This is a genomic window from Streptosporangium sp. OZ121, from assembly GCF_051918885.1.
Lineage (GTDB): Bacteria > Actinomycetota > Actinomycetes > Streptosporangiales > Streptosporangiaceae > Streptosporangium.
Map to the genome: position 1 here is coordinate 39,079 of NZ_JBPXMC010000001.1, position 26,000 is coordinate 65,078.

Genomic DNA, 26,000 nt, shown 5'->3' on the forward strand with positions numbered 1-26,000 from the left:
TCATCGGGGGCTCCCGGGCAGTCGCGGTAGCGGGAAGGCGTCGATCGTCTCGGCGGAGGTGTCGAGGGTGAGCTCGACACCGGCCGCCTCGGCCTCGGCCGCGACGTCGATGAGGATGGGAGCGGCGCAGGAGAGGAAGGCGCGCACCTCCATCAGGAGGTCGCCGGGCTCGTCGCGCTCGGCGGTCAGCAGCCTCGCGAGCTGGGTGACGATGCCGTCCGCCGCCCTGGTCAGGCTGAACGAGGTGAGGTCGTAGCAGAGCCGGAACCTCTCGACGACGACCGCGGCCCGGCGGCGCCCGGCGTCGGTGACCTTGAGCTCCTCCCCCGGGTCGGTGACGAGGGCGTCGAGGCGGTCGGCGAGCGCGTTCCACGGCTCGCGCAGCCTGCGGGCGGTGACCTTGTCGAGTCCCTCCCTGGTGAAGTTGGCCCGCTGGTCCTCCGGGCAGGTCAGGGCGAGGTAGAAGCGGACGAGGTCGCGCGGCACCTCGGCGACCAGGTCGGCGCCGCGGATGAGGTGGCCCCTGCTGGTGGAGAACTTCTCGTTCTCCAGCTCGTAGAACTCGTTGCAGATGTTGGTGTCGGGGGTGAGGTAGCGGTCGCCGTGGGCGAGCAGCATGACCAGGTCGACCATGCCCCAGAAGTAGACGTTGTCGAACCCGTGGAAGTAGACGAGGCTGTTGCCGCTCTCCGCGCGCCAGGCCCGGTCGACGGGGCCCTCGGGCTCGCCGGCCGCCTTCCAGGTGCTGTAGATCGAGGCGGGCATCGCCTCGACCCACGGGTAGAGGATCTGGCCGGGCGTCTCGGCGAACGGGGCGTCGATCCCCCAGCCCGGCGACGGCACCGTGATCGGGATCTCCGGGAGCGGCCGGGCCAGGATCTCGCGGATGAGCTGCCTGCTGTGTCCCCTCCAGGTGTGCTCGCGGGCGGCGTAGTAGGCGGTGAGCTCCTCCCGGTAGTTCTCGATGGGCAGGACCAGGACGGTGACCTCGCGCGAGGTCACCGGGTCGGCGGGGTCGAGGACCGAGCGCGGGTCGCCCAGGTCGTCGAAGTGGTTGGGGTGGCCGCAGCCCTCGCACGACCCGCCGCAGCTCTCGGTCAGGCAGGCCGGGCACTCGCCCTTGACCAGCCCGTCGAACAGGTAGGTGCCGGCGTTCTCCGCGTACGGCATGCGCACGGTCCGCGACTCGAACCGGCCCTGCTCGTGCAGGGCGGTGACGAAGTCGAGCACGGTCTTTCTGTAGGTGTCGTCGATGGGCGGCATCGGGGCCAGGGAGATGCCCATCGCCTCCACCGACCGCTGGATGGCGGCGGTGGAGGCCGAGCACAGCTCGGCGGGCGTGGTGCCGTGCTTGCGGGCGGTCGAGATCATGTACGACTGGCTGTCGTCGGTGCAGGTGTTGTAGTTGACACCGCGGCCGTCGGCCCGCAGGTAGCGGGCGTAGACGTCGCCGGCGACGTAGGGGCCGGCCATGTGGCCGACGTGCAGGTCCCCGTTGGGCGTCGGCGTCGCGGCGATGACGATCGTCTCCGTCATGTCTCCTCCCGGTGGCGGGCCGAGAAGGTGCCGGCCATGTCGTGGTCCCACCAGATGCCGTACATCTCGAAGGAGGCGGTGCCGTCGTTGACGACCCGGTGGTCGGTGCCGGGCGGGAAGTAGGCGACGTCCCCGGCGGAGAAGGGGGCGCGCTCGCCCTCGCTCTCCAGGACCGCCTCGCCGGAGACCGCGATGAAGATCTCGTACTCGTGGTGGGCGTGCCGGGTCGAGGCGGTGCCGGGCTCGATGACGCACCAGGCGCCCTCGAAGGGGGCGTTCAGCGTCTGCCAGGGCATCAGCCGCTTGGCGAGCAGGCCGTTGTCCTGGCGCAGGTGGGCGGGGTCATAGGTACGGAGGTCCACGGGGGTTCTCCTCGAAGGGTTCGGAGAGGATCAGGAGAGATCAGAAGGTGATCAGGAGGCGATCGGGAGGGCGAACGGCGCCAGGAGCTCGGCGGCGGCGGCGCTGTCCCGGATGTCGTGGACGATCTCCTCCGCCCGGTTGGCCAGCGTGCTGAGCAGGGAGTCGGCGATGCCGTGCGTGTCCTCGTTGACGCCCTGCAGGTAGCAGGAGGCGCCCGAGCCGGCGGGCAGGGACAGCTTGTAGAAGCGGTCGACGCCGATCTCGCCGAGACCGGCCCTGGCGGCGAGGTCGCGGATCAGCGCGGGCATCCGGCGGTCGAAGCCGGTGCCGAGCAGCAGGACGTCGCAGGGCAGCTCGTCGTAGCCGCCGCTCTTCCTGTCCTGGAGGGTGAGGACGATCTCGTCGCCCTCCAGCCTGGCCCCGGCGATCTCGGCCATCGTGATCATCTGGATCCTCTCCCGTCCGGTGAGGCGCTCCAGGTAGATCTGCCGGTAGAGGTTCTCCAGCAGGCCCGGGGACAGGCCCGCGTAGTTGGTGCGGTGCATCTCGCCGAGGAGCTGGCGCCGCGCCTCGGGACGCGAGCGGTGGAACTCGTCGACGAAGGAGGCGTAGAAGAGCTCGTTGGTGAACTTGCTGCTCTCGTAGCCGTTGAGGCCGATGGAGCGCATGATCATCGTGCACTGGGCGTTGGGCATGCTCTGGTGGGTGGCCCACAGCATCTCGGCCGCGCTCTGCGCGCCGCCGATGACCGCGACCCGGTGCGGGGCGTCGTGGTCGAGCCCGGCGATTCCCCGGCTGTACTCGGTGCTGTGGATGATCCGCTCGCGGGGGAGGGTGTCGAACACCTCGGGGATGTGCGCGTCACGGCCCGCGCCGACCACCAGGGTGCGGCAGCCGATGGTCGAGCCGTCGGCGAGCCGGACGACCCACCGCTCGACGCCACCGTCCCCGGCAATGACCGGCTCGACCGCCACGCAGCGCCGGCCGTACTCGATGCGCACCTGGGCGAGCGACTCCGCCACCCAGAGCAGGTAATTGGAGATCTCCATTCTGTACGGGGTGAAACTGCCCAGATTGACGAATTCGCTGAGCCTTCCCACGGAGTGCAGGTGGTTCACGAAGGAGAATCTGCTCTGCGGATTTCTCAGCGTGACCAGGTCCTTGAGAAAGGAGACCTGGCTCTGGGTCCAGGGCAGCAGCATTCCGCGCTGCCAGACCACGTCCTCGTGCTGTTCTATGATCAGCGTTCTGGTGGCCAGTTCCGGAGCGAGCTCTTCGAGGGCAACGGCGAGGGCGAGGTTGGACGGCCCTGCGCCGAGGGCGAGTAACTCGACTTCCTGGTGCTTCACGGTGGTCGCCTCCCGGACGACTTCTCGGGCGCGATGCCCGTGACGAATGGTTTGCTGGGTTTCTCCTGGTCGGCTCACTGCCAGCCGGCTCCGCCGGCCGGGGCGAGGGCCGCGGTGAGGGACGCGGTGGCCGCGAGGCCGGCCCTCTCTCCGGGCACGGCCGCGGTGACGGGGACGGCGGTGAGCGAGCGGGCGCCGAGGGCGGGGGCGATGGATCGGACCGTGGTGCTCATTGTTCTTCTTTCCTTTCGACCGGCGATTCTCGGCGCCCTTTTCCTGTTTCGCAGGCGTGCCCCGGATTAACTTTTCCGGACATTTCCTGCTTCGTTCTGACACTTCGATTCTTGGCCGACCCAGCCGGATTCCGGAAGCCCCGGAGCCTGTCAGCGCGCTGCAATGGCAGGACGCTGACAGGCCTCCTCGTCGAACGTCTCGAGGCGCCCGAGCGCGAGGTCGAGATCGGTTCCGCAGGCCACCAGCGACCAGCCGGAGAGCTCGGGCACGCCGTCGAGGGCGCGCAGGCACAGCCGGGCCGCCGCGCTCTCGGCCTCGTCGAGGGTGGGCCTGCGGACGAAGAGCCCGAGACGGATTCCGGCGGGATGCTCCTCGCCGTAGACGTGCTCTATCCCGTCGGCGGGCTCCGCCAGCGCCAGGAGCAGGCGCCGGAGCTCACGCGCGGGTATCCGCCCGCCGGCCGGGGCCGGGCGGCCTTCGATCTCGGGGGCGCGTAGGCGCGCGTTGATGAGATACATGAATCGACCGTGGTTCGCGCGCGGCGAATCCACCAGGTGTTTCCCCTGGCAGGTCCATGGCGTGGCAGGATCATGCCATCGCGCCGCGCTCCCGCGTCCCGGTTCCGGAGGCCCCGGACGACGCCTCGCGAGCCCTCGGGATCCTCCCCTTCGGCGGATCCTCGGCGGGTCCTCGGCGGGTCCTCGGCGGGCGGCGCGCGCGCCTTCGCCCACGGCGCGGATCAGGCCCTGGAGGGTCCTCGGGGGCCGTCGCGTTCCGGGAGAGACCAGGGCGATCGCGTAACCCGGTCATCACTGCCCCCGGCTAGTTTCAGACTGCGATCGTCGTGGGCCCCGCCCATCGGATCGCGTCTCGGTCATGCTCGAACCGTGGAGGGGTCGTGCTCATGCTGCTTGGCATCGGGTCCGCCGAGGAAACCGTCTACCGCACCATCCTGGAGAACCCCTCGTACGGGGTGACCGAGCTGAGCCTGGAGCTGGGATGGCCGGTCCACCGGATCCGCGCCACCCTGGACGAGCTGGCCAGGTTGTCGCTCCTGCGCCCCTCGTGGGAGGAGCCGGACGTGCTGCGCCTGGTCCGCCCGGAGGTGGGGCTGGCCGCGCTGCTGGCCAGGGAGGAGGCCGCGCTGCTGGCCAAGCAGCAGGAGATCGAGCGGAGCCGGACGGCCGTCGCCCAGATGATCGCGGCCTACGGCGACCAGCACCCGGCGCGCCCGGACGACGGCTCCGAGTCGCTCGTCGGCATCGACACGATCCGCAACCGGATCGAGGAGCTGGTCTCGGAGTGCCGTCAGGAGCTGCTCGGGTTCGAGCCCAAGAGCGCCCAGACCCCGGACAACATCGCGGCGAGCCGCCCGCTGGACGAGTCCCTGCTCGACCGCGGCGTGGCGATCCGCATCATCTACCCCGACAGTGTCCGCAACGACCAGGCGACCACCGGATACGCGACCTGGCTCACCGGGAACGGCGGCCAGGTCCGCACCACCCCAGGCCTGCCGCTTCGGATGCTCATCTTCGACCGGCGGGCGGCCCTGCTGCCGACGGACCCCGCCGACAGCAGCGCTGGAGCGGTCCTGCTGCGCGGGGCGGGCGTCGTCGCCGCCCTGATCGCCCTGTTCGAGCAGAGCTGGGGTGCCGCCAGCCCTCTCGGCGAGGAGCGCAGGCGCGACGAGAAGGGCCTCAGCGGCCAGGAGCGCGAGGTGCTCCGCCTGCTCTCGACGGGGCTGACCGACGAGGCGGTGGCCCGCAGGCTCGACGTCTCGGTGCGCACCCTGCGGCGTGTCACCGCCGAGCTGATGGAACGCCTCGACGCCCGCAGCCGGTTCCAGGCCGGATACCTCGCGGCCGCCAGAGGATGGCTGCCGTCCTGCCTGTGACCACGCCGCGAGAACCCTGGGCACGCCCCCCCTCGTCCGGGGGCGACGCGGCACGAGGGACCGGCTCCGGCGTGAACGGGGTTCAGCTCGCCGCGGGAAGCGCCGAGCCGTCCATCGGGCCGTCGGGACTGTAGACCACGCACATGACGTCGCGGTCGCCGCCGGCCCAGGTCTCCCGGGTCGGCAGGATCGGGTAGAAGTTCAGCCCCGAGGCCGACTCGCCGCTCCAGTGGCTGTCGAATCCCCGCCGGCAGCTCCGCCACGCGAACGCGCTCAGCGCGGCCGGATCCCACTCGCCGTCGGGAGCGTGCACGAAGCCGTACGACTGGTTGGCCGCCCGCTCGTGGCAGGGCGTGTACAGCACGACGACCTCCGCCGCCTCCCCGGAGTACGCCGGATCGGTGAAGCACTCCCCCGCCTCGATGTGCAGGATCCCGCTCGTCCGCGCGGTGACGAAGGTCTCGTCCTTGATCGTCGGCCCCGCCGTCGGGGTCGGCGGCGGGAACAGCGTCCCGAGCGCCACGAGGCCGAGAAGCAGGGTCCCGCGGCGGGCGGGCCGCCGGGGGCCGGCCTGGCGGGTGACGGTCAACGGGGCATCCTGTTCCTCGGGAAGCGGCTCTTCACCCGGGGAGCGATTCCGCTGTTCGACGGCTGGTCGGCCACACCATAGGCGTGGTCCGCGGAACGCGCGGGCAACGGAGGGTGGCGAGCGCGCGGACTTCCGGCGACATCGGCGGTACGGCCGGGTTCCCAGGTTTCCGAGGGAGCATGTTCATCCGGGCGCAATGCTCCATACAGGCAGTTGATGATCTTTTCTGGATCAATACGGACGTCCACCGCACTCCCTCGGTGGAATGTGATTCCTCCCCTGGAAAAGAGCTCATGATGGGCGAAGTCAACATGCCCCGGCCCGCCGGAGCCCGGCGAACGAAGCTGACGGCGGCGGGCGCGGGCGTGCTGCTCCTCGGCGGCCTGGCGTTCGGCCCGGTGGCGTTCGGCGCGGCCGCGCCGCCGAAGTATCCCGCCGCCGACATCCACAAGCCCTCCCCCATGCCCGACCGGGTCATCCTGACCCCGACCACCACCCCGTCGACCAGCCAGAAGGTCACCTGGCGGGCCGTGGCCGACGCCGAGTCGGCGCAGGCGGAGATCCTGGAGGCCCCGCGGGCGCTCGGCGAGGTCGCGCCCGCCGCGGGCGCGGTGGTCAACGTCAAGGCGGCCGTCAGCACCCCGGTGAACACCACCCTGGGGTACGCCTCCACCTACCACACGGTGGAGTTCACCGGCCTGAAGCCGAACACCCGGTACACCTACCGGGTCGGCGACGGCACCAACTGGGCCGAGTGGAGCGACTTCACCACCGCGGCGGCCGACCTGCAGCCGTTCTCGTTCATCTACTACGGCGACGCGCAGAACTACATCGACTCGGCGGTGCCGCGCGTCTTCCGCCAGGCGTTCGCCGACCGCCCGCAGGCCAAGATGATCGTCAACGCCGGCGACCTCATCGACTCCGCGAACAGCGAGGAGCAGTGGGGCCAGTGGTACAAGGCCGCCGGCTTCATCGACAGCCAGGTCAACAACATCTCGATCCCCGGCAACCACGAGTACAGCGGCGGGCTGTCCACCTTCTGGCGGCCGCAGTTCCCCTATCCGGACAACGGGCCGGGTAACCCGGAACTGAAGCAGACCGCCTACACCGTCGACTACCAGGGCGTGCGCTTCATCGGCCTGGACTCCAACGTGCAGGGCAACGCGGCCCTGATGACCGCGCAGGCCACCTGGCTGGAGGGCCTGCTCAAGGACAACCCGAACAAGTGGACGGTGGTGACCTTCCACCACCCCGTCTACTCCACCACCGGCACCCGCAACAACCCCGTCGTACGCGCCCAGTGGGGCCCGCTGCTCGAGAAGTACGGCGTGGACCTGGTCCTGCAGGGCCACGACCACTCCTACGGCCGGGGCAACGTGGCGACCGCCCGCAAGTCGGTCACGGTCAACAACGGCGTCGCCTACGTCGTGTCCGTCTCCGGCGGCAAGATGTACGACCTCAACAACGGCGAGAACTGGACCGGCAACGGCGCCGAGGCCGTCAGCCGGAGCCAGAACACCCAGCTCTACCAGCTGATCGACGTCGAGGCCGACCGCATCACGTTCGAGGCCCGCTACGCCAACGGCGAGCACCACGACGGCTTCGTCATCCGCAAGAACAAGGCGGGCGAGCGTACGGTCAACGAGATCCGCACCCCGGAGAACACCGTCGGCGAGCAGGTCACCGTCGACAGGACCACCGTCGAAACGCGTGGCGAGCTCAAGATCTCCGCGTACGGCTACGACCCGGGCGAGCGCGTGTCCGTCTCCCTGAGGGAGGCCGGCGACCGCGACAGGGGGAACGGGCACGACAGGGACGACTCGATCGGCGTCCGGACCGCCGACGAGCTGGGCCGCCTGACCTACACCTTCAGGCTGCCGAGCAGGGCGAAGAGGGGTGACACCTACGTGGTGTACCTGGACAGCGCCCACCAGAAGATCACCAGCCCGGTCATCACGGTCACCAGGTAGTGGCCTCTCCGGGCGCGGGGCGGCCGTGACGGCGGCCCCGCGCCCGGAGGTACCGGCGCCACGCCAAGCCACGCCGGCGCCAGGTCGGAGCCGTGCCGGAGCCAGGTCGGAGCCGTGCCGGAGCCAGGTCGGAGCCGTGCCGAAGTCGTGCGAACAGGAGATCCGTTGAGAATCCACACCCGCGTGCTGGCGGGCGCGCTGCTCGTCTGCGCCCTGGGCGGCTGGGCCACGCCGGCCGCCGCCCACCCCTTCGGGCCGCCGTCCACCGCGCGGATCGGGGCCGACGGCTCGCGCGTGACCATCTCGTGGTTCGCGGCCGAGGACGACTGGGTCGCCCTCGGCCAGTCGATCGGGGCGTTCGAGGACCCGGCCACCGGGGCCGTGTCGACGGAGCTGACCGGTGAGCAGAAACTCGAGCGGTCGCCGGCCCTGCGTGACTACCTGCTGGACCGGGTCACGGTCGCCCAGGGCGGCCGGCGGTGTGAGGGCCGGCTGGAGGAGCTCCGGGCACTGGTCACCGACGGCGCCCGCTTCGTCTTCGACTGCCGGAGCCCGGTCACGCAGGTGGACGTCACCGTCGCCACCCTGACCGACCTCAACAAGGCGTACCGGACGATGCTCGTCGCCGAGACCCCCGCGACCCCCGGGCGGACGCTTCTCACCGAGGCCGAGAGCACCCGGCGCCTGACCTTCTCCGGCGCGGGCGGCAGTAGCCCGCTCCCGGGGACGGCCGTCGTCGTCTGGGCCGCCGTGCTGCTGGCCGGGGCGGGGGTGTTCGCCACGTTGTGGAGGCGGCGCGGGACGGGCGGGCGGTCGTGACGGAGTTCGGCGGCTTCGAGAGCCGGTTCGTCTCGCTCTTCGACGACAGGGGCGTCTTCTGGGCGATCCTCGCCGTCGCGCTCGTCGCCGGAGCCCTGCACGCCGTCGCCCCCGGCCACGGGAAGAGCGTCACGGCGGCCTATCTGGTCGGCACCCGGGGCGGTTACCGCGACGCGCTGCGCCTGGGGGTCATCGTGGCGCTGATGCACACCTTCTCGGTGCTGGCGCTGGCGTTCGCCTGGGTGGGACTGAGCGGCGCCGCGAGTTTCGGCACGAAGAACGTCACCGCCTGGATGCAGGTCGCGGCCGGACTGGTCACGATCGGCGTCGGAGCCCATCTCACCTACCGCCACCTGCGGGAACGGAACCGGGACCGGCTGCTGACCCCCCACGGCCACGGCCACGGACACGGCCACGGACACGGGCACGGACACGGACACGGACACGGACACGGGCATGAGGTCGAGCCCGGAGCCGATCCCTGGTCGCGCCGGGGCCTGCTCGCGCTCGCCCTCTCCGGCGGGTTGCTGCCCTCGCCGTCCGCCTTCGTCGTCCTGATGAGCGGGCTGCTCACCGGCCGGGCCCTCGACGCCGTCGTGGTCGTCGCCGCCTTCGGCGTGGGGATGGCCCTCACCCTGACCGGCGTGGGCGTCGCGACCATCCGGGGGTACGCGCTGCTGACCCGGAGGACTCTCGGCTGGTCCCGGGCCTCCGCGGCACTGGCCTGGGCTCCCGCCGCCGCCGGAGTCGTGGTCTCCTCCGCCGGCGGTCTCTACCTGGTCGCGGCGATAGGCGTCGTGACCGGTTGACCGTGCGGACGGCGACCCCGGCCGCGGGGAGGAGGCGTCCGGGCGGTCGTGGAGATCCCCGCGCGGACGGCCGCCGGCGGCGTGTGGTGGTCGATCAGGGTTCGTAGGCGCGCGGGCGAGGCCACCAGCCGGGCACCGCCGCGCGGTATCTCTCGTAGTCGGCGCCGAACGTGCGGCGCAGGGTCGGCTCCTCGTACCAGCGGACGAACGCGACGACCGGCACGGCCACGGCGACGGCGTACAGCAGGAGGACCGGGCGGCCCAGCAGGAGCGCCTGCCCGACGATGACCGCGAGGACCGCCACGTACATCGGGTTGCGGACGTGCCCGTACAGCCCGCCGACGACCAGGTTCTCGGTGGGGGCGATCGGGGCGGGGGTGCCGAGGCCCTCCACGACGAACCGGGCGAACGCCCTGACCAGCACCGCGGCCCCGGCGAGGACGAGTGCCGCGCCGACGAGGCGCAGTGACCCCGCGATCCAGGAGGGTGCCGCGGGCAGGAGGTCCCCCGTCTCCCAGCGGGTGATCCACCAGGGCAGGAGCCCGGCGACGGTGCCCGGCACCAGTGCGAAGAAGATCGTGGTCCCGACGGCGGCGGGCGTCCTGCGCATCGCGTCACACTCCCTGTCATGGCCGCCGGAGGCGTACGGCCGTCGCCGGAGGCCATTAATTCATTGTGCGTTGAGTTTAGGTTCGAGCCGGAGGGGCGTCAACGGCGGGACGCCCCTGCGTGGCCATCCGGGTGAAAGGTGCCCGAAAGGGAAGGTTCATGGGGGGTATGGCGGCACGGGCGAATCGCGTTAACCCTGTGCACGTAGGCTGTCCCGGGCTCACAGGAGCGCCGTACACATGGGGGAGACAGTGGTTCCGTTACCAGCCGACACCGGCACGCCGTCGCGAGCACTCCTGCCGGGAGGTCCCGCGCCGCAGGCCAGGACGTTGCTGGACATTCTCGATCAGACCACGCGACGTCATCCTCACGCACTCGCCCTGGACGACGGGCGGACCCGCCTCGACTACACCGCGCTGCGGGCCGAGGCGGGCCGGATGGCCCTGGAGCTGCGAGCGGCCGGGGTCGGACGCGGCGACCGGGTCGGGGTGCGGATCCCCTCGGGCACCGTCGGCCTGTACGTCGCGATCGTCGCCGTGCTCACCGCCGGGGCAGCCTACGTCCCGGTGGACGCCGACGACCCCGACGAGCGGGCCGAGCTGGTCTTCGGCGAGGCACGGGTCCGCGCCGTCATCGGCGACGGCGGGAAGATCGCCCCCTACGGCGACCCGTACGAGCACCTGGGCGCCCACGCGCCCGGCGACGACGCGGCACGCGGGACCGGCCACGGAGAGCATCCCGGCGATCACACCGCCGGATGTGAGATTCACCACCCCGGCACCCCGGACTCCGGCCCCGGACGCCCCGTTGCGGAGCCCCCGTCCACCGGCGGGTCGGAACTCGACTACGCGGCGGAGCTGCACGGCGCGGGCCCGCGCGACGGGCGCGGCGGCGGCGCCCCGGGGAGCACCTTCGCGGCGGTCTCCCCCGCGGCCCGCGGCGGGGAGGTCCGGGACAGGGAGCGGGAGCGGAACCGGGGCAGCGGCCGGCCGGGTCCCGAGGACGACGCGTGGATCATCTTCACCTCCGGGTCCACCGGCAGGCCCAAGGGCGTCGCGGTGACCCACCGCAACGCGGCGGCGTTCGTGGACGCCGAGGCGCGGCTGTTCCTCACCGGGGAGCCCATCGGGCCCGGTGATCGGGTGCTGGCGGGGCTGTCGGTGGCGTTCGACGCCTCCTGCGAGGAGATGTGGCTGGCCTGGCGGCACGGCGGCTGCCTGGTGGCGGCGCCGCGCGCGCTGGTGCGCACCGGCATGGACCTGGGGCCGTGGCTGCTGGACATGGGCATCACGGTCGTGTCGACCGTGCCGACCCTGGCGGCGCTCTGGCCGGTCGAGACGCTCGACGACGTACGGCTGCTGATCTTCGGCGGCGAGGCGTGCCCGCCGGAGCTGGCCGAGCGGCTGGCCGTGCCGGGGCGCGAGGTGTGGAACACCTACGGCCCGACCGAGGCGACGGTGGTGGCGTGCGCGGCGCCGCTGACCGGGGAGGGCCCGGTGCGGATCGGGCTGCCGCTGGCGGGCTGGGACCTGGCCGTCGTCGGCAAGGACGGCGAGCCGGTGGCCATGGGCGAGACCGGCGAGCTGGTCATCGGCGGGGTCGGGCTCGCCAGGTACCTGGACCCGGCCAAGGACGCCGAGAAGTACGCGCCACTCGGCTCGCTCGGCTGGGAGCACGCCTACCGCAGCGGCGACCTGGTGCGGGCGGAACCCGAGGGGCTGATCTTCGTCGGGCGGGCCGACGAGCAGATCAAGCTCGGCGGGCGCAGGATCGAGCTGGGCGAGGTGGACGCGGCGCTGCAGGCGCTGCCCGGGGTCGCCGGGGCGGCGTCGGCGGTCCGCACGACCGGCGGCGGGCACCAGCTGCTCGTCGGCTACGTCGTGCCCGGTGAGGGGTTCGACCAGGATGACGCCAGGGACCGCCTCCGCCACTCCCTGCCCGCCGCACTGGTCCCCAGGATCGCCCTGGTGGACGAGCTTCCGACGCGCACCTCCGGGAAGATCGACAGGGACGCCCTGCCCTGGCCGCTGCCCAAGAAGGCCGGGACGCCCGACGCCGGGGTGCCGGACGTCGACCCGTGGGTGGCCGAGTGCTGGCTGGACATCCTGGGCGGCACCGAGGGTGACTTCTTCGCCGAGGGCGGCACCAGCCTCGCGGCGGCCAGGCTGGTCTCGGCGCTGCGGACCCGCTACCCGGCGGTCACCGTCGGCGACGTCTACGACAACCCGACGCTGCCCCGGCTCGGCAGGCACCTGTCGGCGCTCGACGCGCCGGAGGTCGTGACCACCGACCGGATCGTCACGCCGATGCCGCGCCGCGCCGCGATCGCGCAGGCGGCGCTCACCGTGCCGCTGCTCAGCGTCGGCGCGCTGCGCTGGGTGGTGGCGCTGGCCGCGCTGAACAACCTGGTGGGCCTGCCCTGGGCCCCGGTCGTCTCGTGGTGGTGGGTGCTCGCGGGCGCGCTGCTGTTCGTCAGTCCGGCGGGGCGGATCGCGCTGGCCGCGGGCGGCGCCCGGCTGCTGCTACGCGGCCTGAGACCGGGCACGTACCCCAGGGGCGGCGGCACGCACCTGCGGCTGTGGTTCGCCGAGCAGCTCTCCGAGCGGCTCGGGGTGGGCGAGGTGTCCACCGCGCCGTGGCTCACCCACTACGCGCGGGCGCTCGGCGCCCAGGTCGGCGACGACGCGGACCTGCACTCGATGCCGCCGATCACCGGGATGCTCAAGCTGGGCCGGTACGCGGCCGTCGAGCCCGAGGTCGACCTGAACGGCTACTGGATCGACGGCGACCAGGTGCGCGTCGGCGAGATCAAGATCGGCGCCTCCGCCACGGTCGGCGCCAGGACGACCCTCTTCCCCGGCGCGAAGATCGGCAAGAACGCCCAGGTCGCGCCAGGTTCGGCGGTGGCGGGCTCGGTGCCGTCCGGGGAGCGCTGGGCGGGCGTGCCCGCGAGCCGGATGGGCAAGGCCCGTCCGCCGGCGGCCGGCCGCCCGCCGCGCTCGTGGCACTGGGCGACGGCCTACGGGCTGTCCGCGCTGGTCCTGAGCGCCTTCCCGGTGATCGCCGCGCTGCCCGGCCTCGCCGTCCTGCTGCGCGACGGCGCGCCCTCCCTGGCCTCCGTCCTGTACGGGGTGCCGGCGGCCACCGTCGCCTCGACGGCCACCCTCGCCCTGCTGACCGTGATCTCGGTGCGGCTGCTGTCCGCCGGCCTGCACGCCGGGCAGCACCCGGTGCACAGCCGCCAGGCCTGGCAGGCGTGGGCGACGGGCCTGCTGATGTCGATGGCGCGGGTCTGGCTGTTCCCGCTGTACGCGAGCATGGTCACCCCCGCCTGGCTGCGCGCCCTGGGCATGAAGGTCGGCCGGGACGTGGAGCTGTCGACGGTGCTGGCGCTGCCGTCGATGACCTCGGTCGGTGACGGCGCCTTCCTCGCCGACGACACGATGGTCGCGCCGTACGAGCTGGAGGGCGGGCGGCTGCGGGTCGACCACGTGCGGATCGGCAAGCGCGCGTTCCTCGGCAACTCGGGAATGACCGCGCCGGGGCGCAAGGTGCCCAAGGACGGGCTGGTCGCGGTGCTGTCGGCGGCGCCGAAGAAGGCCAAGGCGGGCTCTTCGTACCTGGGGATGCCTCCGGTGGAGCTGCGCAGGGCCGCCGAGGAGGGCGACCGGAGCCGCACCTACGACCCGCCGCCGAGGCTGAGGTTCGCCCGCGCCGCGGTCGAGGTGTGCCGCGTGGTGCCGGTGATGTGCACGGTCGCGGTGGCCGTGCTCGTCGTGGCGGCCCTGGAGTGGCTGGCGGGGGCGTACGGCTTCGCGGTGGCGGCGGCCCTGTCGGGCGTGGCGGTGCTGGGCGGCGGGGTGCTCGCCGCGGCGACGGCGACCGTGGCCAAGTGGGTCCTGGTGGGCCGGATCGCGGTGGGCGACCGGCCGCTGTGGAGTTCGTTCGTGTGGCGCAACGAGCTGGCCGACACCTTCGTGGAGGTGCTGGCCGCGCCCTGGTTCGCCCAGCGCTGGCTGGGGACGGCGCCGCTGAACCTGTGGCTGCGCTCCCTGGGGGCCCGCGTGGGCCGGGGGGTGTGGTGCGAGACCTACTGGCTGCCGGAGGTCGACCTGGTCAGCCTGGGCGACGGGGTGACGGTGAACCGGGGATGCGTGTTGCAGACCCACCTGTTCCACGACCGTGTGATGAGCATCGATACTGTCGTCATGCGGGACGGTTCCACCCTCGGACCCCACGGGGTGGTCCTGCCCGCGGCGACGATCGGGGAGAACACCACGGTCGGACCGGCGTCCCTGGTGATGCGCGGCGAGTCCGTGCCCGCAGGGACCCGCTGGTTCGGCAACCCGATCGCGGCGTGGGCCCGGCGAGGATAGCGCGCGAAGAACAGAGGAAGCCGGTGTGACCCTGAGCACGACCTCCATCCCTCAGCTGTACTTCCCCATGCACGGCGACGACGGCTACCGGGTGGAGCACTACGACCTGACCCTCGACTACCGGGTGACCCCCAACCGCCTGGGCGGGGTGGCCCGGATCTCCGCGGTCGCGCTACGGCGGCTCGCCCGGGTCGCCTTCGACCTCGGCGCCCTCCGGGTGAGCGGCGTGCTGATCGACGGCGCCCCGGTGCGCTTCACCCACCGCGGCGGCAAGCTGCACCTGTCGCCGCCGGGGCTGCGGCCCGGCCGGTTCACCGTCGAGATCCGCTACTCGGGCACCCCCCGGCCGGTGACCAGCCACTGGGGCGGGCTCGGCTGGGAGCAGCTCACCGACGGCGTGATCGTGGCCAGCCAGCCGATCGGGGCGCCCTCGTGGTTCCCGTGCAACGACCGGCCCGACGACAAGGCCACCTACCGGATCTCGGTCACCACCGCCTCCGCCTACCACGTGGTCGCCAACGGGGAGCTGGTCTCCAGGCGGCGGGCGGCCTCGACGACCACGTGGGTGTACGAGCAGGCCGAGCCGATGGCCTCCTACCTGGCGAGCGTGCAGATCGGCCGCTACCAGCAGGCCGAGCCGAGCCCGGGGATGCGGCTGGTCTTCCCCGCCAGGTTCGCCTCGCGGGTGCGCCACGACTTCGAGCGCCAGGGCCGGATGATGGAGGTCTTCCGCGAGCGGTTCGGCCCCTACCCGTTCGGCTCCTACACGGCGGTGGTCGTGGACGACGAGCTGGAGATCCCGGTCGAGGCGCAGGGCATGTCGATCTTCGGGGTGAACCACGTGGACGGCAGGCGGGGCGAGGAGCGCCTGGTCGCCCACGAGCTGGCCCACCAGTGGTTCGGCAACAGCCTGACGGTGGCCGACTGGAGCGGCATCTGGCTGCACGAGGGGTTCGCCTCGTACGCGGAGTGGATCTGGTCGGAGAGTTCCGGCGGCCTGTCATCCGATGACCACGCGCAGCGCTGGCACCGCCGCCTCTCCGCGCTCCCCCAGGACTTCGTGCTGGCCGACCCGGGCCCGCGGCGGCTGTTCGACGACCGGATCTACAAGCGCGGCGCGCTCACCCTGCACGCGCTCCGCCGTACCGTCGGCGACGAGTCCTTCTTCGCGCTGCTCAGGGAGTGGACGGCCGGGCACCGCCACGGGACCGTCACCACCGGCGCCTTCACCGCGCTGGCCGCGGGCCGCACCACGCGGCCGCTGGACGAGCTGTTCGCCGGCTGGCTGCAGGATCGCCGCCTGCCCGCCCTTCCCTGAGCCTCACACATCGGATGACTGCTATAACGGTCTACAACTTCGTGGAGGTAAGGCATGCGCGTCGCGTTGCACACCCGGGTCAGGGCCGGCAGGGAGTCCGAGTACGACCAGGCGCACCGGGAGGTGCCCGCCGAGCTGACCGCGGCCATCAGGAGGGGCGGCGCGCGCGAGTGGACGATCTGGCGCAGCGGCCAGGACCTGTTCCACGTGATCGACTGCGACGACTACGAGGCGCTGCTGGCGTCGCTGGCGGACCTGCCGGTGAACATCGCCTGGCAGGCCAGGATGGCCGAGCTGCTCGAGGTCGTGCACGACTACTCCGGGGAGGGCGCGAGCAAGGGCCTCCCGGCGGTGTGGCGGCTGCCCTGACGCCTTTCCGGAAACCACCCCGGAAGACCTGAGGTACCTCGGAAAGGCCCGGCGCCCTCCGGAGAAGAGGGTGGTCTCCGGATCCCGGGCCAGGTGGGCGGCCAGGAGTGGGCGGGCCGCCGGTGGCAGGCGGATCGGCTCTGGTGAAGGTGCCCAGCAGGCGGCCAGGTGCTCGCGGGCGATCGGCGGCAGCGGGACGGTGCGGTTGGAAACCGGTCGCCGACCAAGGCTCCGACCCGTCCCTCACCCTGCTACCGGATCACCCGGTACACCAGGTGGGCGACGAGGCCGGTGCCCGCGGGTTCACCGATGGGTTCGAGGGTGATGTTCCCGAGATTGTCGAGCAGCCGCTCGCCTCTGCCGAGGATCACGGGCGCGACGTGCAGGCGCAGTTCGTCGATGAGCCCTGCCGCCAGATACTGGTTCACCGTCTCGGCACCGCCGGCGACGGCGACGTCGCGGTCGCCGGCGGCGTCGCGCGCCTGGGCCATCGCCGCCTCGATCCCGTCGGTGACGAAGAAGAACGTCGTGCCGCCCTTCATCGGCAACGGCTCGCGCGGGTGATGGGTGAGGACGAAGACCGGCCCGTGGTACGGCGGCTCCTCACCCCACCAGCCGCTCCAGTCCAGATCCCAGGCGCCGCGGCCGGGACCGAACATGTTGCGGCCCATGATGAAGGCCCCGGCCGCGGTAATACCCTCGAGCACCGCGGTGTGCCGCTCGGGCTCCTCGAACATCCACCGGTGCAGGCACTTCTCCGCGCCCTCACCGAGCGGGTTCTCCAGGCTCTGGTTCGGTCCTGCCACGAAGCCGTCGAGGGACATCCCCATGTCGCACGTGACCTTGCTCATCCCGCTGCCTCCCGCGTTCCGGCGCCCGTCTGGCACCTTCACCAAGGAGTCGGAGTCAGCCGCCGTTCCTCTACATGCCGGCCGGAATCTTTTCAAGATGGTGGTGCGCGGCGGCCAAAGCGTGCTGCGCGGCCGCCGCGACGTCGACGGCGGGATGGAGCGTCGACGTCATTACTCGGTGGCACGCCGACGACGAAGGAGTTGGCGTGGCGTCGATCGCCGCCGGCCACGGCGAGCACCGAAGTGGCGATCACGGACGGTTCCAAAAACGCACCGGCGCCGTGATCTTGGCCGACGGCACCGATAGCCCCCTGTGTGAGAGGTAACCGGGTGGTGATCTGCCCGTGGGGGCTCATATTCCCTGGAGCAATCCGCCCGGTAAGCTCATGTGCCGGCCGGAAGGCTCCCGGGCGTACGACATCGGCAGGGCACCGTCCTCGGCGAGCTCGTCGCCGGTGCGCTGCCCGTACCGGCCTCCTGCGAATCCTCAGTCGCCGGGTGACGTCCGTCCCTCGCCGACGGATGATGAGCGATCGACGAAGACGAGTTCGCCACCAAGCTGACTGTACAGCTCCAGCTGGTCGTAGTAGATCCGATAAGCGATGATCTTGTCGTTGCCGACGGAGCAGGTGCTGGTGCCGCGAACGGCGACAGGACGGCCCGTTCCGTCCAGCACACCTCCGCCGGGCAGCATGAAAGGCCCGTTATGCGTGCCGGTGAGCAACCATTCGATCACCGCGGGATCGGCGCAGAACACCGTGTGCCAGACCGTCATGCGCAGGTCCGGAAACCCTTTGAAGATCTCCTCGTAGAACGAGGCGATCTGATCGTGTCCTTCCGCGACGCCCTCCGGGGTCACCAGGACCCCGTCCCGGCTGTGGCACTGAAGAACACGATCCAGATCGTGGGCGTTGAAGGCCTCCAGCAGCTTGTCCTTGAGCGCGCGGGCGTCGCCCATGGTCATCACCCCTTCGGTAGGGACCCTTCCGGCGACGGACATGCCGTCACGGTGACCGGCCCCGAGCGAAGGCCGGCCGCCGTGATGGTGTGCGCACTCGCGACGGTGGTCCGGGCGGGCGCTGCGTGTCAGTTGAGCTCGCCGGGATGGATGACGACCTTGGTCCAGCCGAGATCCCTGCGGTCGAAGTGCTCGTAGCCGTCCGGTGCGTCGTCCAGGTTCAGTTCGTGCGAGACGACCCAGGACGGCCGGGCCTTTCCTTCGTGGATGAGCGTGAGAAGCTGCCGGTTGTAGCGCTTCACGTTGCACTGGCCGTTGCCGATCATCTGGCCCTTGAACCAGAACATCCCGTAGTCGAAGGCGATCTCGCCCTGCTTGAAGAGATCGTCCGGGCTGCCGGGGTCCGACGGGATGAAGACGCCGACGACGCCGATGGTCCCGGTGAACTTGACCGATTTGACGAGGTCGTTGAGCGTCATGTTGGGGTGCTCGTGTCCCTGTGGGTCGTGGGCCTGGTAGCCCACGCACTCGCAGCCCCGGTCGGCGCCCAGGCCCTTGGTGAGCTCCATGACCTGATCGACCGGTGGCGCCTGGGAGTCGTCGATCGCGATCGCGCCGATCTCCTCGGCTTTGGCGAGCCGGTCGGGGTGGCGGTCGACGACCATCACCTTGCTCGCGCTCTTGAGCGTGGCGGAGTAGGCGGCCATCAGCCCGACGGGCCCCGCTCCGTAGATCACGACCGTGTCGCCCGCCTCCACCTGGGCGAGTTGGGTCGCGTGCCAGCCGGTCGGCCAGATGTCGGAGAGCATCACGTAGTCGTTCTGCTTCTCCTTCGCGTCGTCGGGGAGGATGAGGCAGTTGAAGTCGCCGTAGGGCACGCGCAACAACTCGGCCTGGCCGCCGTTGTAGGGCCCCATGTCCGCGAAGCCGTAGGCCGCTCCGGCCATGCCCGGCTCGGGGTTGGTGGTGAGGCAGTAGGCCGTCAGGCCCTTTTCGCAGTTCGCGCAGAAGCCGCACGAGATGTTGAACGGGATGCAGACCACGTCGCCGACGCGGACGCGGTCGACGGCCGATCCGACCTCGACCACTTGGCCGAGGTTTTCGTGACCGAGGACGCGGCCCGTCTCGAAGTCGGTCCGGCCTTCGTACATGTGCAGGTCCGACCCGCAGATGTTGGTGGTGGTGATGCGAACCAGGACATCGGTGGGCCGCTCTATGCGCGCGTCCGGGACTTCCTCGACGTTGACCTGTCGAGGTCCGTTGTACACGATCGCTTTCATGGTTTCCTCGCATGCGGTTGATTGCGAAGGATCGCCTTACCCGTCGACGACGGGGCGAGAGGTTCTACGCCGTACAGCAGGTCAACGGTTCGTTCCTCCTTCCTCGCTCACCGCGTCCGCGCCCCTGGGAGGGCTCGGCGCCGGATTCACCGGGCGTCCGGGGCGAACCCGTTCAGAGCTGATCGCCCAGGCCGTCCCGGCCGTCTCAGAGCAGCAGGTCGAAGACACGTGTCGTGCGTTCCCACTGCTCGGTCGCGGGGTTCTTCACCTCCGGATCCACGATCTTGAAAGCCTGGGCCAGTGCCACTGACAGGCCACCGACGATCTCGGGCAGGCGGCCGGCGGTCTCCTCGCCGACCGACAGGTCGAGCGGAGGCAGCGCGGCGAGCTGCTCCAGGATGGGTTTCAGCTCGATGTCCTCATCGAGGAGGCGGAACCGGTGGATGCTCTCCTGGAGGCCCTTGGTGACGGGTAGATCCCAGGGTTCGATGATGTCGCGACGGTTCGCCTTGGCGTGGGCCTGGCCGATCACCAGAAGGTCGTGGAGCTTGTCGTTCACGAAGTCGCCGTAGCGCCGCAGGTCGTCCTTGTCGACGTCGACACCTGCGGCGCTGCGGAAGAGGCGTTCGAATCTCGGCACCGCCATGACAGCCATGGAGGTCTCCTTCCTTCCGGCCCGGAGTCACTCTCCGGCCTGGAGGTAGTCGTGGATCAGCCGTACGGCCATGGCGCCTTCACCGACCGCCGCGGCCACCCTCTTGATCGACCCGCTGCGCACGTCCCCGGCCGCGAACACGCCCGCCCTGCTCGTCTCCAGCGCAAACGGCCGGCCGGCGGAGTCGGGCACGCCTTCCTTGCCGCACCGGGTGGCGTCCGCGCCCGTCAGGATGTAGCCCCGCGGGTCGAGCGCGATCTCGTCGGCCAGCCAGGCGGTGTAGGGCTTCGCGCCGATGAAGATGAACATCGCGCGGGCCTCGATCGTGGAACGCTCGCCGGTGACGGTGTTCTCGGCGATGACCGCGGCGAGTTTCTCCTCCCCCATCAGCTCCCGGACCTCGGTGTTCAGCATGATCTGGATCTGGGGGTGCCGTTCGATCTCGACGGCCAGGTAGCGGGACATGTTCGCAGACAGCGCGTCCTCGCGCACGAGCAGCCGGACGCGGGCGGCGTGCCGGGCCAGGAAGAGGGCGGCCTGGCCGGCCGAGTTGCCTCCGCCCACGACGACGATCGGATCCCCCTCGCACATCTGGGCTTCGAACATGGTCGCCGCGTAGTAGACACTCGTGGGCTCGAACCGCTCCAGGTTCTGGACATCGAGCCTCCGGTAGCGGACGCCGGTCGCGACGATCAGGGTGCGCGCGTGGATCGTGCCGCCCTCCCCTACGGTGACGATGTGATCGCCCGCGTCCAGGCGCAGCCCGCACGCCTGTTCGGGGACGCAGAAACCCGCGCCGAACTTGCCGGCCTGGATCGCCGCCCGCTCCGCCAGTTCGCCGCCGGAGATCCCGGACGGGAAGCCGAGGTAGTTCTCGATCCGCGAGGAGGTGCCCGCCTGGCCGCCCGTCGCGACATCGTCCAGGACCATCGTCGCGAGGCCCTCCGACGCCCCGTAGACCGCCGCCGCCAGCCCCGCCGGCCCGGCCCCGATGACGAGCAGGTCACATCGGGTCTCCTGCGCCTTTGGTGCGAGGAGTCCGACCGCCCGGGCCAGCTCCGCGTTGCTCGGGTTGCGAAGCACCCTCTCGCCACGCCAGATCACGACCGGGGTCTCCTGCGGGGTGAGGCCCATGCTCCGCAGGAACCGCTCCGCCTCCTCGTCCTGCTCCAGGTCGATCCACCGGTGCGGCAGCCGGTTGCGTGCCGCGAACTCCCGCAGCCGCCGGGAGTCGGCCGAGAAGCGGGAGCCGATGATGCGGAAGCCCGCCCCCAGCCCGATGAGCATCGTGCGGCGGATGAGGTAGGCCCGCAGGATGAGGTCGCCGAGTGCCGGATCCCCGGCGACCAGGCGGCGGAGCGCGTCCGCCGGCACGGCGAGAACCTCGCCGTCCTCGGCCACCACGCCGGTGACGAAGCCCACCTGGCCGGTGAGCACGTTGAGCTCTCCCAGGAACCGGCCTGCCCCGTGGACGCCGATCACCTCATCGTCGGTTCCGAATCCCTCGACCGTCGCCACCTTGCCGGCCAGGATCGCGAAGAACTCGGTGCACGGAAGGCCCTCCGCGTACAGGACCTCGTCCTGGCGGACGCGGCGCCGCTCGCCGTGCGGGGTCAGCGTCTGGAGCTGCGCGTCGCTCAGCCGCGGGTAGGCCCCCTGCGGGTCCGGCGTCTCACGAAGCTCAGGCGGCCAGCGCATTGTCCACCCATTCGCGGAGGGCGGGAGCCGGTGCCGCGCCCGACCGCCGGGTGAGGACCCGGCCCTGATCGATCACGACAAGGGTCGGGATGGCCTGTACGGTGAAGCGCTCCGAGAGCCGGGGCGCTTCGTCCACGTTCACCTTCACCAGCTTCAGGCGACCGGCAAGATCGGCCGCGACCTGCTCCAGCGCCGGGCTGACCATGCGGCACGGGCCGCACCAGGGGGCCCAGAAGTCGACGACCACCGGGATCCGGGCCGCCTCGACGACCTCGCTGAAGTCGTCGTCCCCGGCCTCGGTGACCCAGGGAAGCGGTTGGTGGCATTCGCCGCACCGCGGGATCCCCGAGGCAGTGCGGGGCAGCCGGTTCTTCCGTCCGCATTTCGAGCATGGGACGACGCTCGCGTCCTTGGCCTGTGACCGCATGGTCAGACCTCCGGATTCTCGTACGTCACCGAGAGCGTGCCGCCGGTGATTCCGACATGGATGACGGCGCCGTCGCCCGTAGCTGCCGGTCACGGCCACGGGCAGCGACGTGAACCCCCTGCGCCGCATGGCGTAGCCGATCGCACCCCAGATCAGGCCGAGCAGGATCGCGGAGCCCGGGATCCGCCCCGACCAGGGGCTGACGACCAGGAACGCCAGGCCGATCGGCAGACCGATCCAGACACCGGTGCTCGCGCCGGTGAGCAACGCCCGGCCGAGCGTCCAGCGGCCCAGTACCTTCTCCTCCCACCGCAGGGCCGTCCTCACGATGGAGACATGTTCGACGCGAAGTCGTGCCGGGTGAGTGTGTCCACCGCATGCTGGACCGCTTCGTAGGCGCGTAGGTCACCAGCACCGTCTTGTGGCTCTCGTGGATATCTCGGGTTCTCATGGATCGAGTCCTGTGGTTGGTTGTTCCGGCTAACCGAGAAGCCTCGGTCACGCGCCATCAGCCATAGCCTGAAAATCAGCCCTCCGCTCTCCGACCCCTACCGATCCAGTTAAAGGGCTCGGATGCCCCCCAAAAACCCCCAAATATCCATTTTTGAATCAAACAGCAGAAGCCGCAGTGATTGAACCGCGCCGGGATTGCTGGAGGCCAGAAAGACCGGCTTGGCGCGCTCGGCTTCATGACCAACGTCTGCATCCTGTAGAACACCGTCTACACCGCCCGCACCCTGGACGAGATCCGCACCGAGGGCCGGCAGATCGCCTCAGCCGACATCGCCCGCCTCAGCCCGCCCGGCTTCGACCACCTGAACTTCCTGGGCCGCGGCGGCGTAGAACTTGAACAGACGTTTCCTCCCGCCTCTTTTCCGCAACCGGCATTGAGGGCAGCCTGAAAAGAGGGAGGGTCTTTCCCCATATGCCGGGGCACCTTAGCGGCGGACCGCAAGCAGGAGAAGCCCACGGCAAGCAGGAGAGGTCCACGGCGGCTGGAACGGCTTCACGGGGTTCCCGCGGATCGCGAGATCTCCTGGCTGCGCAGGACGGCGACGTGCCCCGGAGCGCGTGACCGGCACCACGCACTCCGGCCGCGGCTTCCGGTGCCCGCCGCCTGCGGGCGGGCACCGCCGGTGCCCGCTCACCGTCACAGAGCAACCAGCCATACGGAGGCGACATGAGCGCAGAATACGATCGCACGACCGACCGGCTTGCCCGCGCGCTGGGCTGGGCCAGTCTGGGGCTGGGCGTGGCACCGCTCGTCGCGCCGGGCGCCGTCAGTCGGTTCTGCGGCGTCGACGACTCGGCCCAGGCCCGTGGCGCGGTGGTACTGGTGGGCGTGCGGGAGATGTTCCACGCGGCGACCCTGCTGGGCAGCCGTAAACCCGTCCCCTGGGTGTGGACACGCATTGCGGGCGACATCATGGACTTGACGACACTGAACCGGGCACTCTCCAACCGCACCGGCTGGAGGCGCAGCCGCGTCGCGACCGTCACGGCGGCGGTCGTCGGGATCACGGCCGTCGATCTGTACACCGCGATACGGGCGTGGCACTCGGAGCGAGGGCGCGAGGGCCCGATGAGCCTGCACGCGGCCATCACGATCAACCGTCCTCGCCCGGAGGTGTACCGGTACTGGCACGACTTCGAGAACCTTCCTCGCTTCATGACGCACCTGGACTCGGTGGAGACGACCGGTGACGGGCACTCGCACTGGAAGGCGAGGGGCCCTCTGAAGCCCGTCGAGTGGGACGCGGAGATCGTCGAGGACAGGTCCGACGAGCTGATCTCCTGGCGGTCCATGCCGGGTGCCCTGGTCGGCAACAGCGGTTCCGTGCGCTTCTCCGACGCCCCCGGCGGTCGCGGCACGGAGGTGCGGGTGAACCTCGCGTACGACCCGCCGGGCGGCAGGGCCGGCCTGGCCTTCGCCAGGCTGCTCGGCGAGCACCCCGAGCAGCAGGTGCGCGACGACCTGCGCCGGTTCAAGCAGGTCCTGGAGACCGGTGAGGTGGTCCGCTCGGAAGGCAGCCCGGAGGGCACCCGCGCGCTGCGGCAGGCCATGCAGCGTCCCGCCCAGCCCGTGCCGCTCTGAAGCCGTGACGTGAGGAGAATTCCATGAAGGCCACCTGCTGGATGGGCCGCAACACCGTCGAGGTCCGGGAGGTTCCGGATCCCAGGATCCTGAACTCCCGCGACGCCGTCGTCCGTATCACCTCGTCCGCGATCTGCGGCTCCGACCTGCACCTCTACGACGGCTACATCCCGACCATGAAGAAGGGCGACATCCTCGGCCACGAGTTCATGGGCGAGGTGGTGGAGGTGGGACCGAAGGTGTCGACCCTGAAGGTCGGCGACCGGGTGGTCGTGCCCTTCCCGATCGCCTGCGGCAACTGCACCTCCTGCGAGCACGGCATGTTCTCGGTGTGCGAGAACTCCAACCCCAACGCGGGCATGGCCGAGAAGCTCATGGGCCACGCCCCCTCGGGCATCTTCGGCTACTCCCACATGCTCGGCGGCTACCCGGGTGGCCAGGCCCAGTACGCGCGCGTGCCCTTCGCCGACGTGGGACCGATCAAGATCGAGGACGACCTGCCGGACGAGAAGGTGCTGTTCCTGTCCGACATCCTGCCCACCGGCTGGATGGGCGCGGAGATGTGCGACATCAAGCCCGGCGACACGATCGCCGTGTGGGGAGCCGGCCCCGTCGGCCAGTTCGCGGTCGCCAGCGCCTACCTGATGGGCGCCGAACGGGTCATCTGCATCGACCGCTTTCCCTACCGGCTGAGGATCGCCGAGCGCGCGGGCGCGGAAACGCTCAACTACGAGGAGGTCGACGTCCTCGACGCGCTGCGGGACATGACCGCCGGCCGCGGCCCGGACGCGTGCATCGACGCCGTGGGGATGGAGGCCCACCACCCCACCCCCGCCATGTACGCCTACGACCGGGTCAAGCAGGCGACCCGGCTGGAGACCGAACGGCCGTACGCCCTGCGCGAGGCGATCATGGCCTGCCGCAACGGCGGGATCGTGTCCGTGATCGGCGTCTACGGCGGCGTGCTCGACAAGTTCCCGATGGGCTCCCTGATGAACCGGTCGCTGACGCTCAGAAGCGGTCAGTGCCACGTCCAGCGATACCTGAAGCCCCTGCTGAACAAGATCCGCAAGGGCGACATCGATCCCAGCTTCGTCATCAGCCACCGCATGCGGCTCGAGGACGCCCCGCGCGGCTACGAGATGTTCAAGAACAAGCAGGACGACTGCAACAAGATCGTCCTGACCCCGTAGCCGGCGCTCCGTCACCCCGGCCGACGGCCGGGGTGACGGAGCGGAACCGCCGGTGACGGGGGCGGCGGGAGCGGGTACGGGCGGCAGGGAGCACGGCTCGCGGAGCGGCGCGGTCGCTATCGTGGGCGGGTGCCTCCCGTCCCCCGTGCCCGCCCGCCCCTCTCTCACCGCGTCTCCCACCGCACCCGCCTGCTCGCCGCGCTCGCGGCGCTCGTGACCGTCGCCGCCGGGCTGACCGTCCGCGCGGTCACCGGCGGCTGGTTCGGCAAGTACGCGGGCGACGCCCTCTACACCGTGCTCGTCCACGCGCTGGTGGTGCTGGTGTGGCCCCGGGTCACCCCGGTGCGGGCCGCGATCGGCGCGCTGGCGTTCAGCTGGGCGGTCGAGCTGGCCCAGCTGACGCCCGTTCCCGCCGCGCTCTCCGAGGCGAGCGTCGTGGCCAGGCTGGTGCTCGGCAGCACGTTCGGCGCGGCCGACCTCGTGGCGTACGCGGCAGGGGCCGTCCTCGCCGCGTCGGCCCACACCCTGGTCGGGCACCGTTCCCGGCAGCGGCGGGAACGGGCGTCCGCGGCGCCCTGAGCATCGCCGGGCGGATCATATGATTTTCA

23 protein-coding genes and 1 pseudogene are annotated in these 26,000 nt (G+C 71.0%); 11 read left to right on the top strand and 13 right to left on the bottom strand.

The features are described 5' to 3' along the window. From ACTOQ1_RS00145 to ACTOQ1_RS00165, 5 genes are all read right to left on the bottom strand, one after another. Entirely contained in the window at positions 1-1,536 is a 1,536-nt protein-coding gene (locus tag ACTOQ1_RS00145) for a class I tRNA ligase family protein (protein WP_440063471.1), read from the bottom strand. Then, on the bottom strand, positions 1,533-1,898 hold the full coding sequence (locus tag ACTOQ1_RS00150; protein ID WP_440063473.1) for a cupin domain-containing protein: 366 nt from the start codon (positions 1,896-1,898) through the stop codon (positions 1,533-1,535). Before ACTOQ1_RS00150 ends, ACTOQ1_RS00145 begins: the two co-directional genes overlap by 4 nt. Positions 1,899-1,949: 51 nt before the next feature. Continuing rightward, entirely contained in the window at positions 1,950-3,248 is a 1,299-nt protein-coding gene (locus tag ACTOQ1_RS00155) for a SidA/IucD/PvdA family monooxygenase (RefSeq protein WP_440063475.1), read from the bottom strand. Positions 3,249-3,322: 74 nt separating this feature from the next. After that, positions 3,323-3,481: a hypothetical protein gene (locus ACTOQ1_RS00160; protein WP_440063476.1), complete on the bottom strand. Its 159-nt coding sequence runs from the start codon at positions 3,479-3,481 to the stop codon at positions 3,323-3,325. A 150-nt stretch (positions 3,482-3,631) separates the two neighbouring features. Beyond that, positions 3,632-4,000 (bottom strand): hypothetical protein, encoded by a 369-nt coding sequence (locus ACTOQ1_RS00165; protein WP_440063477.1) that lies wholly within the window; start codon positions 3,998-4,000, stop codon positions 3,632-3,634. A gap of 386 nt (positions 4,001-4,386) precedes the next feature. On the opposite strand from ACTOQ1_RS00165, the gene ACTOQ1_RS00170 reads away from it, so the two are divergent. Further along, positions 4,387-5,376, top strand: a complete 990-nt coding sequence (locus tag ACTOQ1_RS00170) for a LuxR C-terminal-related transcriptional regulator (protein WP_440064738.1) — start codon at positions 4,387-4,389, stop codon at positions 5,374-5,376. 82 nt (positions 5,377-5,458) lie between these two features. Here ACTOQ1_RS00170 and ACTOQ1_RS00175 read toward each other — a convergent pair whose 3' ends face one another. Next, positions 5,459-5,965 carry a hypothetical protein gene (locus tag ACTOQ1_RS00175; protein ID WP_440063478.1) on the bottom strand — a complete coding sequence of 169 codons (507 nt, stop codon included), beginning with the start codon at positions 5,963-5,965 and terminating at the stop codon, positions 5,459-5,461. A gap of 296 nt (positions 5,966-6,261) precedes the next feature. Here ACTOQ1_RS00175 and ACTOQ1_RS00180 point away from each other — a divergent pair, with 296 nt between their 5' ends. From ACTOQ1_RS00180 to ACTOQ1_RS00190, 3 genes are all read left to right on the top strand, one after another. Continuing rightward, the gene (locus tag ACTOQ1_RS00180; protein ID WP_440063479.1) at positions 6,262-7,935 is read left to right on the top strand and encodes a fibronectin type III domain-containing protein; all 1,674 of its coding nucleotides are present in this window, start codon (positions 6,262-6,264) and stop codon (positions 7,933-7,935) included. A gap of 165 nt (positions 7,936-8,100) precedes the next feature. Beyond that, a complete protein-coding gene (locus ACTOQ1_RS00185; protein ID WP_440063481.1) occupies positions 8,101-8,754 on the top strand; it encodes a hypothetical protein in 654 nt (217 codons plus the stop codon). After that, the gene (locus tag ACTOQ1_RS00190; protein ID WP_440063483.1) at positions 8,751-9,563 is read left to right on the top strand and encodes a HoxN/HupN/NixA family nickel/cobalt transporter; all 813 of its coding nucleotides are present in this window, start codon (positions 8,751-8,753) and stop codon (positions 9,561-9,563) included. Before ACTOQ1_RS00185 ends, ACTOQ1_RS00190 begins: the two co-directional genes overlap by 4 nt. A 94-nt stretch (positions 9,564-9,657) precedes the next feature. Here ACTOQ1_RS00190 and ACTOQ1_RS00195 read toward each other — a convergent pair whose 3' ends face one another. Continuing rightward, the gene (locus ACTOQ1_RS00195) at positions 9,658-10,173 is read right to left on the bottom strand and encodes a methyltransferase family protein (RefSeq protein ID WP_440063484.1); all 516 of its coding nucleotides are present in this window, start codon (positions 10,171-10,173) and stop codon (positions 9,658-9,660) included. A 250-nt stretch (positions 10,174-10,423) separates the two neighbouring features. Between ACTOQ1_RS00195 and ACTOQ1_RS00200 the strand changes: the two genes are divergently transcribed. The 3 genes from ACTOQ1_RS00200 to ACTOQ1_RS00210 are packed head-to-tail and all read left to right on the top strand — an operon-like array spanning position 10,424 to position 16,235. Continuing rightward, entirely contained in the window at positions 10,424-14,548 is a 4,125-nt protein-coding gene (locus tag ACTOQ1_RS00200) for a Pls/PosA family non-ribosomal peptide synthetase (RefSeq protein ID WP_440063485.1), read from the top strand. Positions 14,549-14,573: 25 nt separating this feature from the next. After that, entirely contained in the window at positions 14,574-15,866 is a 1,293-nt protein-coding gene (locus tag ACTOQ1_RS00205; protein WP_440063487.1) for a M1 family metallopeptidase, read from the top strand. A 54-nt stretch (positions 15,867-15,920) separates the two neighbouring features. Beyond that, positions 15,921-16,235, top strand: a complete 315-nt coding sequence (locus ACTOQ1_RS00210) for an L-rhamnose mutarotase (RefSeq protein WP_440063488.1) — start codon at positions 15,921-15,923, stop codon at positions 16,233-16,235. A 251-nt stretch (positions 16,236-16,486) separates the two neighbouring features. On the opposite strand, the gene ACTOQ1_RS00215 is transcribed toward ACTOQ1_RS00210, so the two are convergent. The 6 genes from ACTOQ1_RS00215 to trxA form a co-directional block, all read right to left on the bottom strand. Continuing rightward, the gene (locus tag ACTOQ1_RS00215) at positions 16,487-17,086 is read right to left on the bottom strand and encodes a dihydrofolate reductase family protein (protein WP_440063490.1); all 600 of its coding nucleotides are present in this window, start codon (positions 17,084-17,086) and stop codon (positions 16,487-16,489) included. Positions 17,087-17,573: 487 nt separating this feature from the next. Then, positions 17,574-18,050 carry an ester cyclase gene (locus ACTOQ1_RS00220; RefSeq protein ID WP_440063492.1) on the bottom strand — a complete coding sequence of 159 codons (477 nt, stop codon included), beginning with the start codon at positions 18,048-18,050 and terminating at the stop codon, positions 17,574-17,576. Between the two features lie 122 nt (positions 18,051-18,172). Then, the gene (locus ACTOQ1_RS00225; protein WP_440063494.1) at positions 18,173-19,324 is read right to left on the bottom strand and encodes a glutathione-independent formaldehyde dehydrogenase; all 1,152 of its coding nucleotides are present in this window, start codon (positions 19,322-19,324) and stop codon (positions 18,173-18,175) included. A 205-nt stretch (positions 19,325-19,529) separates the two neighbouring features. After that, positions 19,530-19,979 (bottom strand): DUF1931 family protein, encoded by a 450-nt coding sequence (locus ACTOQ1_RS00230; protein ID WP_440063495.1) that lies wholly within the window; start codon positions 19,977-19,979, stop codon positions 19,530-19,532. Between the two features lie 27 nt (positions 19,980-20,006). Next, positions 20,007-21,677 carry an FAD-dependent oxidoreductase gene (locus ACTOQ1_RS00235; RefSeq protein WP_440063497.1) on the bottom strand — a complete coding sequence of 557 codons (1,671 nt, stop codon included), beginning with the start codon at positions 21,675-21,677 and terminating at the stop codon, positions 20,007-20,009. Further along, positions 21,661-22,431: a thioredoxin gene (gene trxA, locus ACTOQ1_RS00240; protein ID WP_440063499.1), complete on the bottom strand. Its 771-nt coding sequence runs from the start codon at positions 22,429-22,431 to the stop codon at positions 21,661-21,663. The genes ACTOQ1_RS00235 and trxA overlap by 17 nt, the downstream gene beginning before the upstream one ends. A gap of 398 nt (positions 22,432-22,829) precedes the next feature. On the opposite strand from trxA, the pseudogene ACTOQ1_RS00245 reads away from it, so the two are divergent. From ACTOQ1_RS00245 to ACTOQ1_RS00260, 4 genes and pseudogenes are all read left to right on the top strand, one after another. Beyond that, positions 22,830-23,006, top strand: a pseudogene (locus ACTOQ1_RS00245) (hypothetical protein); the annotation flags it as partial. 278 nt (positions 23,007-23,284) lie between these two features. Next, a complete protein-coding gene (locus ACTOQ1_RS00250) occupies positions 23,285-24,199 on the top strand; it encodes an SRPBCC family protein (protein WP_440063500.1) in 915 nt (304 codons plus the stop codon). Between the two features lie 23 nt (positions 24,200-24,222). Continuing rightward, positions 24,223-25,392: a zinc-dependent alcohol dehydrogenase gene (locus ACTOQ1_RS00255; protein ID WP_440063502.1), complete on the top strand. Its 1,170-nt coding sequence runs from the start codon at positions 24,223-24,225 to the stop codon at positions 25,390-25,392. Between the two features lie 129 nt (positions 25,393-25,521). Continuing rightward, positions 25,522-25,971, top strand: a complete 450-nt coding sequence (locus tag ACTOQ1_RS00260) for a DUF2809 domain-containing protein (protein ID WP_440063504.1) — start codon at positions 25,522-25,524, stop codon at positions 25,969-25,971. Positions 25,972-26,000 lie beyond the last annotated feature (29 nt).

Coding starts and splice junctions, on each gene's coding strand:
- ACTOQ1_RS00180 (WP_440063479.1), top strand. CDS start 6,262: ATGGGCGAAGTCAACATGCCCCGGCCCGCCGGAGCCCGGCGAACGAAG.
- ACTOQ1_RS00250 (WP_440063500.1), top strand. CDS start 23,285: ATGAGCGCAGAATACGATCGCACGACCGACCGGCTTGCCCGCGCGCTG.
- ACTOQ1_RS00210 (WP_440063488.1), top strand. CDS start 15,921: ATGCGCGTCGCGTTGCACACCCGGGTCAGGGCCGGCAGGGAGTCCGAG.
- ACTOQ1_RS00195 (WP_440063484.1), bottom strand. CDS start 10,173: ATGCGCAGGACGCCCGCCGCCGTCGGGACCACGATCTTCTTCGCACTG.
- ACTOQ1_RS00160 (WP_440063476.1), bottom strand. CDS start 3,481: ATGAGCACCACGGTCCGATCCATCGCCCCCGCCCTCGGCGCCCGCTCG.
- ACTOQ1_RS00225 (WP_440063494.1), bottom strand. CDS start 19,324: ATGAAAGCGATCGTGTACAACGGACCTCGACAGGTCAACGTCGAGGAA.
- ACTOQ1_RS00215 (WP_440063490.1), bottom strand. CDS start 17,086: ATGAGCAAGGTCACGTGCGACATGGGGATGTCCCTCGACGGCTTCGTG.
- ACTOQ1_RS00165 (WP_440063477.1), bottom strand. CDS start 4,000: ATGTATCTCATCAACGCGCGCCTACGCGCCCCCGAGATCGAAGGCCGC.
- ACTOQ1_RS00170 (WP_440064738.1), top strand. CDS start 4,387: ATGCTGCTTGGCATCGGGTCCGCCGAGGAAACCGTCTACCGCACCATC.
- ACTOQ1_RS00235 (WP_440063497.1), bottom strand. CDS start 21,677: ATGCGCTGGCCGCCTGAGCTTCGTGAGACGCCGGACCCGCAGGGGGCC.
- ACTOQ1_RS00230 (WP_440063495.1), bottom strand. CDS start 19,979: ATGGCTGTCATGGCGGTGCCGAGATTCGAACGCCTCTTCCGCAGCGCC.
- ACTOQ1_RS00145 (WP_440063471.1), bottom strand. CDS start 1,536: ATGACGGAGACGATCGTCATCGCCGCGACGCCGACGCCCAACGGGGAC.
- ACTOQ1_RS00255 (WP_440063502.1), top strand. CDS start 24,223: ATGAAGGCCACCTGCTGGATGGGCCGCAACACCGTCGAGGTCCGGGAG.
- ACTOQ1_RS00220 (WP_440063492.1), bottom strand. CDS start 18,050: ATGACCATGGGCGACGCCCGCGCGCTCAAGGACAAGCTGCTGGAGGCC.